The following is a 13,863-nucleotide window of genomic DNA, read 5'->3' as shown; positions in this document are numbered from 1 at the left end:
GGTCAGGCTGATATCGACGAGTATGTGCGGGTAGCGGCGCGCGAAGTCGCCCAGCAGCGGCACGATGCAGAGCCGGCCATGCGAGAAGGCGGCGCTCACCCGCAGCCGCCCGCGCGGGGCACCCTGGTCGGCGATCACCCGCTCGGCCTCGTCGAGATCGGCGAGAATACGCCGGGCGGCGCCGAGATAGCTCTGTCCCTCCGCCGTGAGAGTGAGCGCCCGCGTGGTGCGGATCAGCAGCCGCACGCCGAGGCGCGCCTCGATGCGGTCGATCGTCCGGCTGATGGCTGAAGGCGTGAGACCGAGCGCGCGGCCGGCGGCGGAGAAGCTGCCGGTGCGCGCAATGGCTGAGAACACCTCCAGCTCGCGCGCGCGATCGGCGCCTTCGTTTCCCATCTTTGCGTTCCATTCAAAAATGCTTGGCCTGCAGGAGGCCTACTCCCTCACTGCGAGACCGTCCATCTGTGCGGTGAAACACATTCTCGCCTTTGGAGGCCATCGTGGAATATCGCCAGTTGGGATCGTCGGGACTTCGGGTTCCGGCTCTGAGTTTCGGCACCGGGACGTTTGGCGGCGCGGGGCCGCTGTTTGGCGCGTGGGGGCAGAGCGACGCCAATGAAGCGCGCCGGCTGGTCGACATCTGCCTGGAGGCGGGCGTCAACCTGTTCGATACGGCGGACGTCTATTCCGACGGCGCCTCGGAGCGGGTGCTCGGCGAGGCCATCAAGGGCCGCCGCGACGCGGTGCTGATTTCGACCAAGACCGGCCTCCCGACCGGCGATGGGCCCGGCGACTGGGGCGTGTCGCGCAGCCGGCTGATCCGGCAGGTGGAGGCGGCGCTGCGCCGGCTCGGCACGGATTATATCGACCTGCTGCAGCTGCACGCCTTCGACGCCTCGACGCCGGCCGAGGAACTGCTCGCCACGCTGGAAGCCCTCATTGCGTCCGGCAAGGTTCGCTACACCGGCGTCTCCAACTATCCCGGCTGGCAGCTGATGAAGGCGCTGGCTGTCGCCGCGCGCGACGGGCGCCCGCGCTTTGTCGCGCATCAGGTCTATTACTCGCTGGTCGGCCGCGCCTATGAGGCCGACCTGATGCCGCTCGGGGCGGACCAGGGCGTCGGCGCGCTGGTGTGGAGCCCGCTGGGCTGGGGCCGGCTGACCGGCAAGATCCGCCGCGATGTGCCGATTCCCGACGGCAGCCGCCTGCACGAGACCGCCGCCTTTGCCCCGCCGGTGGAGGACGCACATCTCTACCGCGTCGTCGATGCGCTGGAGGCAATCGCCGGGGAAACCGGAAAGACCGTGCCACAGATCGCGATCAACTGGCTGCTGCAACGCCCGACGGTCGCCTCCGTCATCATCGGCGCGCGCAACGAGGAGCAATTGCGCCAGAACCTCGGCGCGGTCGGCTGGTCGCTCACGCCGGCGCAGATGGCCGCGCTGGATGCCGCCAGCGATGTGCTGCCGCCCTATCCCCACACGCCCTATCGCCAGCAGGAAGGGTTCGCCCGCCTGAACCCGCCGCTCGTCTGAACCGGAATCCGCGTCATGAAACTGAATCCTCCGCTTCTCGCGCTGGCCGCCGGCGCCTTCGGCATCGGCGTGACCGAGTTCGCGCCCATGGGGCTGCTGCCGGTGATCGCCAGCGATCTCGGCGTCTCCATCCCGAGCGCCGGCCTGCTGATCAGCGCCTATGCGATCGGCGTCATGCTGGGGGCGCCGCTGATGACGCTCACCACCGGCCGGGTGCCGCGCCGCACCCTGCTGATCGGCCTTATGGCGATCTTCACCCTCGGCAACCTCATGGCGGCGCTGTCGAACAGCTATGAGATGCTGCTCGTGGCGCGGCTGATCACCTCGCTCAACCATGGCGCCTTCTTCGGTGTCGGCTCCATCGTCGCGGCGAGCCTGGTGCCGGCAAACCGGCGCGCCGGGGCGGTGGCCGCGATGTTCATGGGCCTCACCATCGCCAATGTCGTCGGCGTGCCGCTGGCGACCTGGGCCGGCGACCTCATCGGCTGGCGCTCCGCCTTCTGGGGCATTGCGGGGCTCGGTCTCGTCGCCATGACGTCGCTGCGCCTGACGCTGCCCGATATGCCCGCCGAGGCCGGCGGCGACATGGTTTCCGAGCTGAAGGTGCTTGGCCGCGCCCCGGTGCTGCTGGCGCTCGCGCTCACCGTGCTGAGTTCCACCGCCATGTTCACCGTCTTCACCTATATCGCGCCGATCCTGCAGCAGGAGACGCAGGCTTCCATCGGCTTCGTCACCGCGATGCTGGTGACCTATGGCGTCGGCCTCACCGTCGGCAACTGGCTGGGCGGCCGGTTCGCCGACCGCTCGGTGGACCGGACGCTGATCGTCACACTGGCCTCGCTGACCGTGCTGCTGGTGGCCTTCGCGGCGGTGATGCCCCTGGCGGTGCCGACCGTGGTGGTGATCTTCCTGTGGGGCGTGGCGAGCTTCGCGCTGGTGCCGCCGCTGCAGATGCGGGTGATGGAAGCCGCCTCGGATGCGCCGAACCTCGCCTCATCGGTGAATATTGGGGCGTTCAACCTGGGCAACGCCATCGGCGCGGCGCTGGGGGGCGCGGCGATCAGTGGCGGGCTGGGCTATCCGGCGGTCTCGCTCGCCGGCGCCGCGGCGGCCGCTTCCGGTCTCGCACTGATACTGCTGATGGTCTGGCGCCGCCCACCGGTCATCGTCTGCGGCCTGCGCTGAGCAGAACGGTGCGATCAGGGCAACGAGCCGGTGGTGACGCGGATCGAGGGGCTTCTCAAACGCCTCGTTAAGGCAGGCAACCGCGCCGGCATCCTCACCGCGTCGGGTCAGATGCCGGCCTGCTGGCGCGGAGAGCCTCGACTTCGTCCTGCTTGCGGTTCACGCTATACGCGCAGGCCCATCGATTTGCGGGCACGTCAGGCCGGCAAGAAACCGCAGAAGAGTCCTGCTACCAAATGTTGGCAGATGCGGCTTAAGCTCTGGCATCTCCCTTGTTTAAAGAGCTGCCATCGTGCGATCGCCCTCATCCAATACGCGGCTCTCCTCAGCACCTGGTGCCGCCGGCTGGCTTGCAGCGAACGACGGCAAATCCGGAAGCAAGCCTTTTCTCATCGGGGCGGCCATCGGCACCGGCATGATTGCCAAAGCCGCGGAACGTGGAGGCGCCGATTTTCTCCTCGCGCTGAACGCCGGCAGGGTGCGGGTCATGGGAGCGCCGTCGATCACCTGCATGCTGCCGATCCACGATGCCAACGAGATGGTGCGTGCCTTCGCCACCGCCGAGATCCTGGACAAGGTTGCCATTCCCGTGGTGTTCGGCGCATCGGCCTTCGATCCGCGGACGGATCTTGTCGGGCTCGTGGAGCGCGTGGCGGAGGATGGCTTTGCCGGCATGGCCAATTTTCCAACCGCCATCCATCTCGATCCATTGCTCCAGGCAGGTCTCGCCCGGCTCGGCCTCGGCTTCGACCGTGAAGTGGAGATGCTGAGACTGGCAAAAAAAGCCGGGCTCGTCGCGGTGGGCTATGTGCGCTCCGCCGAGCAGGCCGAACTGATGGTGGATGCCGGGGTCGATGTCATCTGCCTCAATTTCGGCTGGAACAGCGGCGGCCGCGAGAGCCTGCCCAGCACGGTCAGTCTCGACGAGGCGGCGGCCGACGCCACAATGATCTTCGAGCGGGTGCGGCGCCGACGCGCGGGCGTGCTTTGCGTTGTCGAGGGCGGGCCGATCGACACGCCGGAAAACGCCGCGACGGTCTGCCAGGCCGGGCAGGCCGACGGCTATATCGGCGGATCGACCATTGACCGGCTGCCGCTGGAAGCGGCGGTCTCGGGGGCGACCTCCGAATATAAATCGGTCAACGTGCTCAGCCGCCGCCTCGAAGCGATCCAGGACGCGGTGCTCGGCCAGGGCCGGCGCTACGGGCTGATCGGCCGCTCGCCACCCTTGCGCGAGGTGGTCCAACTGATCGACCGCTTCGCCGCCACCGACATGACGATCCTCGTCCAGGGGCCGAACGGGGTCGGCAAGGAACTGGTCGCGCAGGCACTGCACGCCGGAAGCCGCAGGGCAGGGCGCCCTATGGTCGCCGTCAACTGCGCAGCGCTGCCACGCGACCTGCTCGAAAGCGAACTCTTCGGCTATGAAAAAGGCGCCTTCACCGGCGCGGTGAAGACCCGCATCGGCCGCTTCGAGGAGGCCGACGGTTCTACGCTGTTTCTCGACGAGATCGGCGATCTCGAACCGCAATTGCAGGCCAAGCTGCTGCGCGTTCTGGAGGCTGGCATGGTCGACCGGCTGGGCTCCAACCAGCCGCGGCGCATCAATGTGCGCATCATCTGCGCCACCAATCGTGACCTGACGGCAATGGTGGCGCAGGGCACCTTCCGCGAGGATCTCTATTACCGGCTCAACAAAATGGAAATCCGCGTGCCCTCGCTGGCCGAGCGCATCGAGGACATTCCGCTGCTGGTCGAGCATTTCCTGCAATCGGTGGTGCCGGCGGTGAACGAGAATGTGCAGTCAGTGGACGGCCCGGCGCTGCGGGCGCTGATGGCCCATGGATGGCCGGGCAATATTCGCGAGCTGAGGAACGTGCTGGAGCGCGCGGCGATATTGTGCGACGGCAACCGGATCGGCATCGCACAGCTTCCGCGCTTTGCGGATGCGGGCCGACCGGCGGAGCCGAGAGACAGGCCCGCGTTCGGTTCGGCGGAGCCGGCCGCATCCCGCGAACCGGGCGTGCAGAGCGAGCGCGAGTGGATTCTCGACGCGCTGCGCCGTCATCGCTTCCGGCGCGGCGCGGCGGCGCAGGAACTCGGCCTTGCCCGCAAGACGCTCTACAACAAGATGCGGCTATACGGTCTCAGCTGACATCGTCGTGCTTCCCCGATGCGAGGCGGGAACGGCCCAGTCCAGCACATCCTCAACCTGCCCGGCGACCGGCGCCAACCGCTCGCCGAAGCCGGGATGCCGGTACAGGATCAGGCGCGGAGCCTGCGGCATCGCCGCGATACGTCCGATCGTGGCGACGAGGCCCTCGACGAGCCGCAGGTCGAGCGCCGCCTCCCCGGTCGGCGTGCCGGGATGGAACAGCAGCGTGGTGACGCCCGCCTCGACCGCCCGCGCCGCCTGATCGTAGGAGGCGACGGTCGCCATCACCTCCAGCCCCGCCTGCCGGGCTTCGCCCAGCGCCGTTAGCTCGGCGCCGGGATCGATGCCGGCCGCGGCGAGCGCCTGCCGGTAGACGCCGGGCGGGATGAGGTTGGTCGTCGGCAGGTTCACGACGCCATTTACACCATGGGCATGCAGGCGCTCGAACAGCCGACGCCCCCGCAGGAACGGGTCGCAGAGGAACACAGCGGCAACCAGCTTTCGCGGTGGCCGGGGCGGCAGCGGGGACAGGGCCGCAAGCAATTGCTCGTTCACCGATCCGATCGGCATCATGCCGACAATGTCTGCCGCCTCGGGCGAAAGGCCGGCCAGATACGGCGCGAGCACGACCAGATGGGCGCTCGCGGCGGCCGCGGCGGCCAGATCGGCGACGATCACACCCTGCATGGTCAGCTCCCGGGTCAAATTGGGTAGATCGAAGACCGCAGGAACATAATTACTCGTTTTTACTCAGGACGCGAGTCAGAAACCGCCCGAAATCGCAGCAATTGCCTGCGTGCCGGGCTGGCACGCCTCTTGCGATCCCTGAACGCCAAGCGAGCGCCCACCTCAAGGGCGCCGCATATCAGGGAGTAAGCCCATGGATCGCGGGACGCGCGTCGCGCCCGGCCGACCCTCCGTGCGCGGATGGTCGTGCCGATGATCGACCTTCTGGCCGGCTTCAATTTGAGGCTGTTTCTCACCGTCACCCTGAACGGGCTGACGCTGGCAGCGCTGTATTTCATCGTCGCCAGCGGCTTCAGCCTGATCTTCGGCCTGATGCGGGTGGTGAACATGGCGCATGGCTCGCTGTACCTGCTCGGCGGCTATGTCGGCTATGAGGTGTCGGTGCTCTCCGGCTCCTGGCTGCTGGCTCTGGTCGCCGGCGCCGGTGCGGCGGCACTAGCCGGCGCGCTGCTGCAGAAGGGCATCTTCGGCTGGATGCAGGGACAGGATTTGCGCCAGACGCTGGCCGCCATCGGCGTCTCCATCGTGCTGGCAGACCTGATGCTGGCGCAGTGGGGCGGCACCGCCTACCAGCTCGACCTGCCCGCCATGTTCCGCAGCTTCGTGCCGCTGCCGGTGGTGAACCGCTATCCCGTGCCGCGCCTGATGCTGATCGGCCTCGCCGTGCTGATTGGCATCGGCCTGTGGGCGATGCTCAACCGCACCCGGCTCGGCCTGCTGATCCGCGCGGGCGTCGATGACCGCCGCATGCTGGAGGCGCTCGGCGTCGACGTGCCCCGCGTCTTTCTTGGTGTCTTCGCCATCGGCGCCGGTCTTGCTGGCCTTGCCGGCGTCATCGGCGGCTCGGTGCTGTCGATCTCGCCGGGGGAGGATGCGCGCTACCTGCTCTCCTCGCTGATCGTGGTGATCGTCGGGGGCATGGGCTCGCTGTCCGGCGCCGCCATCGGGGCGCTGCTGGTGGCGCTGGCCGAGACCTATGGGCTCGCCTACACGCCCACCTATGGCGTGGTCTACACCTTCGTCATCATGGTGGCGGTGCTCGCCGTGCGGCCGCAGGGCCTGATGGGGAAGCCGGCATGAGGGCGACACGTCTCCTGCGTGGCGCGCTCCTGCTGGCGCTCATCGCCTTTCCCTTCCTCGCCAACGATTTCTGGGTGCAGCAGATCGGCGGCCGCACGCTGGGGCTCGGCACCGTCGCGCTCAGCCTGGTCTTCCTGGCGGCCTATGGCGGCATGCTCTCGCTCGGCCAGATGGCGCTGGCGGGGGTGGCCGGCTACGCGGTGGCCTATTTCACCGCGCCGGTGGCGGGTGTCGGCATGCTCCTGCCGTGGCCGGCGGCGCTCGCCCTTGCCCTTGGCGCCTCGACGCTGGCCGGCCTGCTGGTCGGGCTGATCGCGGTGCGCACCAGCGGCATCTACACGCTGATGCTCACCCTCGCCATCGCCATGGGCTTCTACTACCTCGCCCTGCAGAACTACGCGCTGTTCAACGGCTTCACCGGCTTCACGCAGGTGGCGGCGCCCGATGTCGCCGGCATGTCCTTCGCCGATCCGCGCGCCTTCTACTGGCTCTGCCTCGGCGCGGCGCTGGGTTGCTACGCGCTGGTGACCTATCTCGCCACCACGCCATTCGGGCTCGCCATGCAGGCCGCGCGCGACAATCCGCGCCGGCTGGCGGCACTCGGCTATCACGTCGCCAGCCTGCGCGTGGCGGCCTTCGGCGTCGCCGGGCTGATCGCCGGCATCGGCGGCGTGCTCAGCCTGTGGCTGAACGGCTCGATCTCGCCCGGCTCCATCGCGCTGGTGCCAACCATCGACGTACTGATGGCCGCCGTGCTCGGCGGTCTCGGCCACCCCGTAGGGGCCTATGTCGGCGCGCTGCTCTTCGTCATCGTACAGAACTTCGCCATCGATTTCATCGACCGCGAACGCTTCAACACCCTCATCGGACTGATCTTTCTCGCAGTCGTGCTGTTCTCGCCCGACGGCGTCATCGGTCTCGTCCGCCGCGCACGCCAGCTTTGTGCGCCAACACCCAAGAAGACCGGACCGGCGATCGAAGCTGGCACCGCGTCCGACGCCAGCAACGATAAAACATGAAACGGAGGAACCTCATGCCGACCCATTTCACCCGCCGCCTCGCCCTTCTGGGCAGCCTTGCCGGCGCACTCACGGCCGCCACCCTGACCCCGACCCTTGCCCAGGAAACCATCCGCATCGGCGGGCTGACCACGCTCGAAGGACCCTTCGCCGAGCCGGGCAAGGACTCGTTCCGCGGCATGGAACTGGCCTTCGAGGAAGTCGGCTACATGGTGGCCGGCAAGAAGATCGAGTTCATCAAGGCCTCGTCCAACGGAAATCCCGACGTCGCGCTACAGTCGGTGCGCCGCCTCGTCGAACAGGACAAGACCCCCATCGTCATTGGCCCGCTCTCGGGCAGCGAGGGCATCCGCCTGCGCGACTATGCCAAGACGGTGCCGAACATCACCTTCTTCAACGGTTCTTCGGCGGCGATCGAAACCACGCTGGTCGACCCGGCGCCGAATTTCTACCGCTTCAACACCGAGGGCGCGCAGTGGACCGCCGCGCTCGGCACCTATGTGAAGAAGGAGAAGGGGTGGAACAAGGTCGTCGTCGTCTCCGAAGACTATTCCTTCCCCTATGCCCAGATCTTCGGCTTCATGGGCACCTATTGCAGCGCCGGCGGCAAGGTTCCCAACAAGTATTTCGTGCCGCTCGGCACCAAGGACTTCTCCTCGGTGATCGCCCAGTTGCCCGCCAAGGGTGAGGTCGACGGCATGTTCGTGGTGCTCGGCGGCGCCGACGCGGTGAACTTCCTCACCCAATATGCCCAGTCCGGCGGCGAGCTGCCGATGATCGGCGGCTCCATCACCGTCGATCAGACCGTGCTCTCGGCCAAGGGCCCGGCCCGCGCCATGCTCCCGGGCGTGCTCTCCTCCGGCCCGATCTCCGACAATGACCCGAGCCCGGCCTGGAAGGCCTTTGTCGCCGCCTACAAGAAGAAGTTCCCGGACGGGCTCCCGTCTCCCTCGCTGTTCGCCTTCAACTACTATGTGAGCACCAAGGCGGCGCTTCTCGGCCTGGAGAAGGTGAAGGGCGATCTCTCCGACGGCGCGGCGGCCTATCGCAAGGTGCTCGACACGCTGAGCTTCGACACCCCGACCGGCCCGGTCTCGATCAACAAGAACCGGCAGGCCAGCGCCACCATCTTCATCAACGAGATCGTCGAGAAGGACGGCATCCTGACCACCGATCCGGTGAAGAGCGTGCCGGGTGTCGACCAGTATCTCGGCCTGTCCGAGGCCGCCTATGCCAAGCTCGGCAGCCCCTCGCGCGACAACCCTTCCTGCCCGTGAGCATGATGAACGCAACAGCTCAAACGGTTGCGGTCACCCCCCACGCCCTCTCAATCGAGGGCGTGGGACGCCGCTTCGGCGCGCTGCACGCCGTGCGCGACGTCACCATCAAGGTGGCGGAGGGTGAAAGGCGTGCCATTCTCGGGGCGAACGGCGCCGGCAAGACCACGCTGTTCAATCTCGTGGCGGGCGACATTCCCCCCTCGCAGGGCCGCATCCTGATGTTCGGCCGCGACGTCACCGGCCTGCCGGTGGAAAGGCGCGTGCGCGACGGGCTGCGCCGCACCTACCAGACCTCGCTGATGTTCGCCGGCCTCACGGTGCGGCAGAGCCTGTTCCTCGCCGTGCGCGGTGTCTGCGGCGGGCGCATGTCGATCGCCCGGCCGGCGAGCCGCCTGGCTGAAATGGCGGCCGGCGAAGGGCTGGCCGAGCGGCTGCGTCTCACCGAGGTACTGGATTCGCCCTGCAGTACGCTGTCGCATGGCGAGCGCCGGCAGCTGGAGCTCGCCATGGCGCTGGCCGGCGAGCCGCGCCTTCTGCTGCTGGACGAGCCGGCGGCCGGCCTCTCGCCGCGCGAGCGCGAGATGCTGCTGAAGCTGCTGCTGGAACTGCCGCGCGCCATCACCCTGGTGATGATCGAGCACGACATGGACATCGCCCTGCGCGCCGTCGACCAGGTGAGCGTGATGCACAATGGCCGGCTGGTCGCCGAGGGCACGCCACGGGAGATCGAGAACGATCGCACCGTGCACGACATCTACATGGGCAAACATGTCTCCTGAACCCGCCATTCCCCTCCTCGACGTCGCCGGCCTCGACGTCTATCTCGGCGCCAGCCATGTGTTGCAGGGCGTCTCGCTCACCCTGCCGGCCGGGCCGCTCTCCATCATCGGGCGCAATGGCATGGGCAAGACCACGCTGTGCCAGGCGATCATGGGGCTGGTGCCCACGCGCGGCGGGCGCATCGCGCTCTCCGGGCAGGATCTCACCAGGCAGCGGCCGGTGCGCATCGCCCGCGCCGGCATCGGCTATGTGCCGCAGGGGCGGCGGGTGTTCCCCTCGCTGTCGGTGCATGAACATCTGGTCCTGACGGCCCCGCGCGGCGACGCGGCGACGCGCGCGGCCTGGACCATCGAGCGGGTCTACGCAACGTTCCCGCGCCTCGCCGAGCGGCGCGGCAATGGTGGCGCCCAGCTTTCCGGCGGCGAGCAGCAGATGCTGGCCATCGCCCGCGCCCTGCTGCTGAACCCGGCCTTGCTGGTGATGGACGAGCCGACCGAAGGTCTCGCCCCGGTCATCGTCGACCATGTCGTCGAACTTCTTCACACCATCAACGGCGAAGGGGTCGGGCTTCTCCTCGTCGAACAGAATTTCTCGGTCGCCACCAGTGTCTCGGAGCGCGTGCTGGTGATGGTCAACGGGCGCATCGCGCTGGAAACCAGCGCCGAGGAGATCACCCGCAACGAAGACATGCAGCGCCGCTATCTCGGCGTGAGCGCGCACTGATGGCCGGCACAACACAAAACACTCGGGAGAACGCCATGGGTAAGGTCTATGTCGCGGGAACCTGCGACACGAAGGGCGAGGAACTCGCCTATGTGAAGGCGCTGATCGAGGCCGAAGGCGTCACTGCGACACTCGTCGATCTGTCGACCCATGAGGCCGGCACGGGGGCGGACATCCCGGCCTCGCAAGTGGCGAGCTGGCATCCGGAAGGCCCCGGCGCGGTGTTCACCGGCGACCGCGGCCGCTCGGTCGGCGCCATGGCGCTGGCCTTCGAGCGCTTCATCACGGCGCGCCCGGATATTGCCGGCGTGATTGGCCTCGGCGGTTCGGGTGGGACGGCGCTGGTGGCGCCGGCCATGCGGGCGCTGCCGATCGGCGTGCCCAAGCTCATCGTCTCCACCGTCGCTTCCGGCAATGTCGCGCCCTATGTCGGGCCGAGCGACATCGCCATGATGTATGCGGTGACCGATCTCGCCGGCCTCAACCGCATTTCGCGCACGATTCTCGCCAACGCCGCCCACGCCATGGCCGGCATGGCCCGCACTGCCCCGCCGCAGGCCGCGGACAGCCGGCCGGCGGTCGGGCTTTCCATGTTCGGCGTCACCACGGCGTGCGTGAACCAGGTGTCGGAGCGGCTGGGCGGGGGGATCGACGCGCTGGTGTTCCACGCCACCGGCACTGGCGGGCAGTCGATGGAGAAGCTGGCCGATTCCGGCCTGCTCGCCGGGCTGATCGATGTCACCACGACGGAAGTCTGCGACTTCCTGATGGGCGGGGTATTTCCCTGCACGCCGGACCGCTTCGGCGCGGTCGCCCGCACGAAGCTGCCCTATGTCGGCTCCTGCGGCGCCCTCGACATGGTGAACTTCGGTGCCCGCGAAAGCGTGCCGGCCGCCTATGCCGAACGGCTGTTCTACATCCACAACCCGCAGGTGACGCTGATGCGCACCACGGCGGCCGAGAACGACCGGATGGGCCGCTGGATCGGCGAGCGGCTGAACGCCTGCGACGGAGAGGTGCGCTTCCTCATTCCCGAGGGCGGGGTCTCCGCCATCGACGCACCGGGCGCCCCCTTCCACGACCCGCAGGCAGATGCCGCCCTGTTCGCCGCGCTCGAAGCGACCGTCAAGGCGACCGCGCGCCGGCGCCTCATCCGCCTTCCCCACCACATCAACGACCCGGAATTCGCCGACGCCCTCGTCGCCCATTTCCGGGATGTCGCACCCGGCCTTTGATCTCTGGAGTCCAAAATGGCACGCATCGAACGCTCGACCCTTCTCGCCAAGTTCCAGGACATGGTGGCGCGCGGCCAGCCCATTATCGGCGGCGGCGCCGGCACCGGCCTTTCCGCCAAATGCGAGGAAGCCGGCGGGATCGACCTGATCGTCATCTACAATTCAGGCCGCTACCGCATGGCCGGGCGCGGCTCGCTGGCCGGCATTCTGGCCTATGGCAATGCCAACGAGATCGTCCTCGACATGGCGAGGGAAGTGCTGCCGGTCGTCAAGCGCACGCCCGTCATCGCCGGGGTGAATGGCACCGATCCGTTCTGCCCGTTCGACTACTTCCTCGACCAGATCAAGGCGATGGGCTTTTCCGGCATCCAGAACTTCCCCACCGTCGGGCTGATCGACGGCACCTTCCGCGCCAACCTCGAAGAGACCGGCATGAGCTACGGGCTGGAGGTCGATGTGGTGCGCCTCGCCCATTCCAAGGACATGCTCACCACCCCCTACGTCTTCAACGAGGACGAGGCGCGGGCGATGACGCAGGCCGGCGCCGACATCATCGTCGCGCATATGGGCCTCACCACCGGCGGGGCGATCGGTGCCGAGACCGCCTTCACGCTCGATGATTGCGTCAAGCGCATCGATTCCATCGCGGCGGCCGCGCGCGCGGTGCGAAAGGATGTCATCGTGCTGTGCCATGGCGGGCCGATCGCCGAGCCGGACGACGCGGCCTATGTCCTCGCCAATTGTGAGGAAATCCATGGATTCTATGGCGCCAGCAGCATGGAGCGCCTGCCGACCGAGCAGGCGCTGACCGACCAGACCCGACGCTTCAAGGCCATCTCGCGCTGAATGCAAGACGGCCGATCAGGGAGGAAAAGAAAATGGCAAAAGCCTATGCGAGCCGCATCATCGCCGCGCCTGTCGAGGCGGTCTGGGCCCTGGCGCGTGATTTCAACGGCATGCCGGGCTGGCACCCGGCAATTATGGACAGCGTCATCGAGGACGGGCGCGATGCCGACGTGGTTGGCTGCATCCGTTCGTTTCATCTCGGCGACGGCACGCTGGTGCGCGAGCGCCTGCTGGAACTCGACGATAGCCGCTATTTCTTCGCCTATAATTTCGAGACGCCCGCCTTCCCGGTCGAGAACTACGAGGCCCGCTTCAGCCTTCTGCCCCTGACCACCGGCGAGGAGACGCTGGCGATCTGGGAAGCCACCTTCGACGAAGCGCCGGAGGACGCCGGCAAATATGCGGACATCGTCGCCAATGGCGTCTTCGCCAGCGGGCTGGCGGCGCTGGCGGCGAAGCTGGAGGGTGAGACGCATCTCGCGTCGACGGAGGCGCGCTGGCAGGGGCTCCACCCCGCCAAGGTCTACTGCGCCTCCCGGCTCGGTGCGCCGCTGGCCACCGCCTGGGCGGCGGTGCGCGACTTCGCCGGCATGGCGGACTGGCACCCGGACATCCACGCGATGACGATGCTGGACGATGCCCGCGCCGACAAGGTGGGCGCCGTGCGCGACTTCCTGTTCGGCGAGGGGCGGCTGCACGAGCAGCTGACCTATCTCTCCGACATCGACACCGCGTTCCGCTACAAGATCAATATGAGCCCGATGCCCTGGCTCAACTACCACGCCGGGCTGCGGCTTCACCCTGTCACCGCCGACGACACCACGCTGGCGGTGTGGACCGCCGACTGGGTGGCCGCGCCGCAGGACGACCTGACGCTGATCCCCACCGTGCACGAGCTGGTGTTCCAGCTCGCCTTCGATACGCTGAACGCGCAGTTCGCGGGCACCCGGCACGTGTGAACGGGCAGCTCGCTGCTGGCCACGGATTCCGCCGCCTCACGTGCCGGGTGAAAGGCCTCTGGCCGAAGCCAGCAAAGGCTTCGGCCAGAACGTCGCCAATCCACCGCGCGGTGACCGCGCGGGTGGTGCGGATCGGCAGCCACACGCTCTTCTGCAGCTGAGCTGACATCAGAGAGGAGCCTGCGGGGCAGTTGGCCAGCAACGGGAAGGGCGACGATCCCCCAACACCATGGCCTTGGCCAACGCCGTTCGACATAGAGCTGATAGGGCTGCGCGATCATAGGAAGAGAATCGCGCGCGCGTCATGTCGCGTCCAACC

Annotated in this window: 14 protein-coding genes; 11 read left to right on the top strand and 3 right to left on the bottom strand. The window is 67.8% G+C overall.

The window, feature by feature from the left end; all coding sequences use genetic code 11:
• The coding region (locus A3M1_RS0124285) for a LysR family transcriptional regulator (protein ID WP_018391594.1) at positions 1-396 on the bottom strand (396 nt) is incomplete at its 3' end.
• A gap of 104 nt (positions 397-500) precedes the next feature.
• Between A3M1_RS0124285 and A3M1_RS0124280 the strand changes: the two genes are divergently transcribed.
• Positions 501-1,535: an aldo/keto reductase gene (locus A3M1_RS0124280; protein ID WP_026221502.1), complete on the top strand. Its 1,035-nt coding sequence runs from the start codon at positions 501-503 to the stop codon at positions 1,533-1,535.
• Positions 1,536-1,550: 15 nt separating this feature from the next.
• Positions 1,551-2,720 carry an MFS transporter gene (locus tag A3M1_RS0124275; RefSeq protein WP_018391592.1) on the top strand — a complete coding sequence of 390 codons (1,170 nt, stop codon included), beginning with the start codon at positions 1,551-1,553 and terminating at the stop codon, positions 2,718-2,720.
• A gap of 276 nt (positions 2,721-2,996) precedes the next feature.
• Here A3M1_RS0124275 and A3M1_RS26805 read toward each other — a convergent pair whose 3' ends face one another.
• The gene (locus A3M1_RS26805; RefSeq protein ID WP_198291197.1) at positions 2,997-3,233 is read right to left on the bottom strand and encodes a hypothetical protein; all 237 of its coding nucleotides are present in this window, start codon (positions 3,231-3,233) and stop codon (positions 2,997-2,999) included.
• Between A3M1_RS26805 and A3M1_RS0124270 the strand changes: the two genes are divergently transcribed.
• A complete protein-coding gene (locus A3M1_RS0124270) occupies positions 3,136-4,875 on the top strand; it encodes a sigma 54-interacting transcriptional regulator (protein ID WP_018391591.1) in 1,740 nt (579 codons plus the stop codon). The genes A3M1_RS26805 and A3M1_RS0124270 overlap by 98 nt on opposite strands.
• Here the strand turns inward: A3M1_RS0124270 and A3M1_RS0124265 are convergent.
• Complete coding sequence (locus A3M1_RS0124265) at positions 4,858-5,562, bottom strand: phosphoenolpyruvate hydrolase family protein (RefSeq protein ID WP_018391590.1); 705 nt, start codon at positions 5,560-5,562, stop codon at positions 4,858-4,860. The genes A3M1_RS0124270 and A3M1_RS0124265 overlap by 18 nt on opposite strands.
• A 252-nt stretch (positions 5,563-5,814) precedes the next feature.
• Between A3M1_RS0124265 and A3M1_RS0124260 the strand changes: the two genes are divergently transcribed.
• Genes A3M1_RS0124260 through A3M1_RS0124225 form a run of 8 tightly spaced genes read left to right on the top strand, consistent with a single transcriptional unit; the run spans position 5,815 to position 13,544 of the window.
• The gene (locus A3M1_RS0124260) at positions 5,815-6,702 is read left to right on the top strand and encodes a branched-chain amino acid ABC transporter permease (RefSeq protein WP_018391589.1); all 888 of its coding nucleotides are present in this window, start codon (positions 5,815-5,817) and stop codon (positions 6,700-6,702) included.
• A complete protein-coding gene (locus A3M1_RS0124255; RefSeq protein ID WP_018391588.1) occupies positions 6,699-7,721 on the top strand; it encodes a branched-chain amino acid ABC transporter permease in 1,023 nt (340 codons plus the stop codon). The genes A3M1_RS0124260 and A3M1_RS0124255 overlap by 4 nt, the downstream gene beginning before the upstream one ends.
• Positions 7,722-7,735: 14 nt before the next feature.
• Entirely contained in the window at positions 7,736-8,998 is a 1,263-nt protein-coding gene (locus tag A3M1_RS0124250; protein ID WP_018391587.1) for an ABC transporter substrate-binding protein, read from the top strand.
• Between the two features lie 5 nt (positions 8,999-9,003).
• Positions 9,004-9,780, top strand: coding sequence for an ABC transporter ATP-binding protein (locus A3M1_RS0124245; protein WP_026221500.1), 777 nt, complete (start codon positions 9,004-9,006; stop codon positions 9,778-9,780).
• Positions 9,770-10,504, top strand: a complete 735-nt coding sequence (locus tag A3M1_RS0124240; protein WP_018391585.1) for an ABC transporter ATP-binding protein — start codon at positions 9,770-9,772, stop codon at positions 10,502-10,504. The genes A3M1_RS0124245 and A3M1_RS0124240 overlap by 11 nt, the downstream gene beginning before the upstream one ends.
• Before the next feature lie 35 nt (positions 10,505-10,539).
• Positions 10,540-11,739, top strand: a complete 1,200-nt coding sequence (locus A3M1_RS0124235) for a Tm-1-like ATP-binding domain-containing protein (RefSeq protein ID WP_018391584.1) — start codon at positions 10,540-10,542, stop codon at positions 11,737-11,739.
• 15 nt (positions 11,740-11,754) lie between these two features.
• Positions 11,755-12,585, top strand: coding sequence for a phosphoenolpyruvate hydrolase family protein (locus tag A3M1_RS0124230; RefSeq protein WP_018391583.1), 831 nt, complete (start codon positions 11,755-11,757; stop codon positions 12,583-12,585).
• A gap of 32 nt (positions 12,586-12,617) precedes the next feature.
• Complete coding sequence (locus A3M1_RS0124225; protein WP_018391582.1) at positions 12,618-13,544, top strand: SRPBCC family protein; 927 nt, start codon at positions 12,618-12,620, stop codon at positions 13,542-13,544.
• Positions 13,545-13,863 lie beyond the last annotated feature (319 nt).

Source organism: Ancylobacter sp. FA202, assembly GCF_000380205.1.
GTDB lineage: Bacteria > Pseudomonadota > Alphaproteobacteria > Rhizobiales > Xanthobacteraceae > Ancylobacter.
Note: the sequence above shows the minus strand (reverse complement) of the source record. Positions and strands in the feature narration are given on the sequence as shown.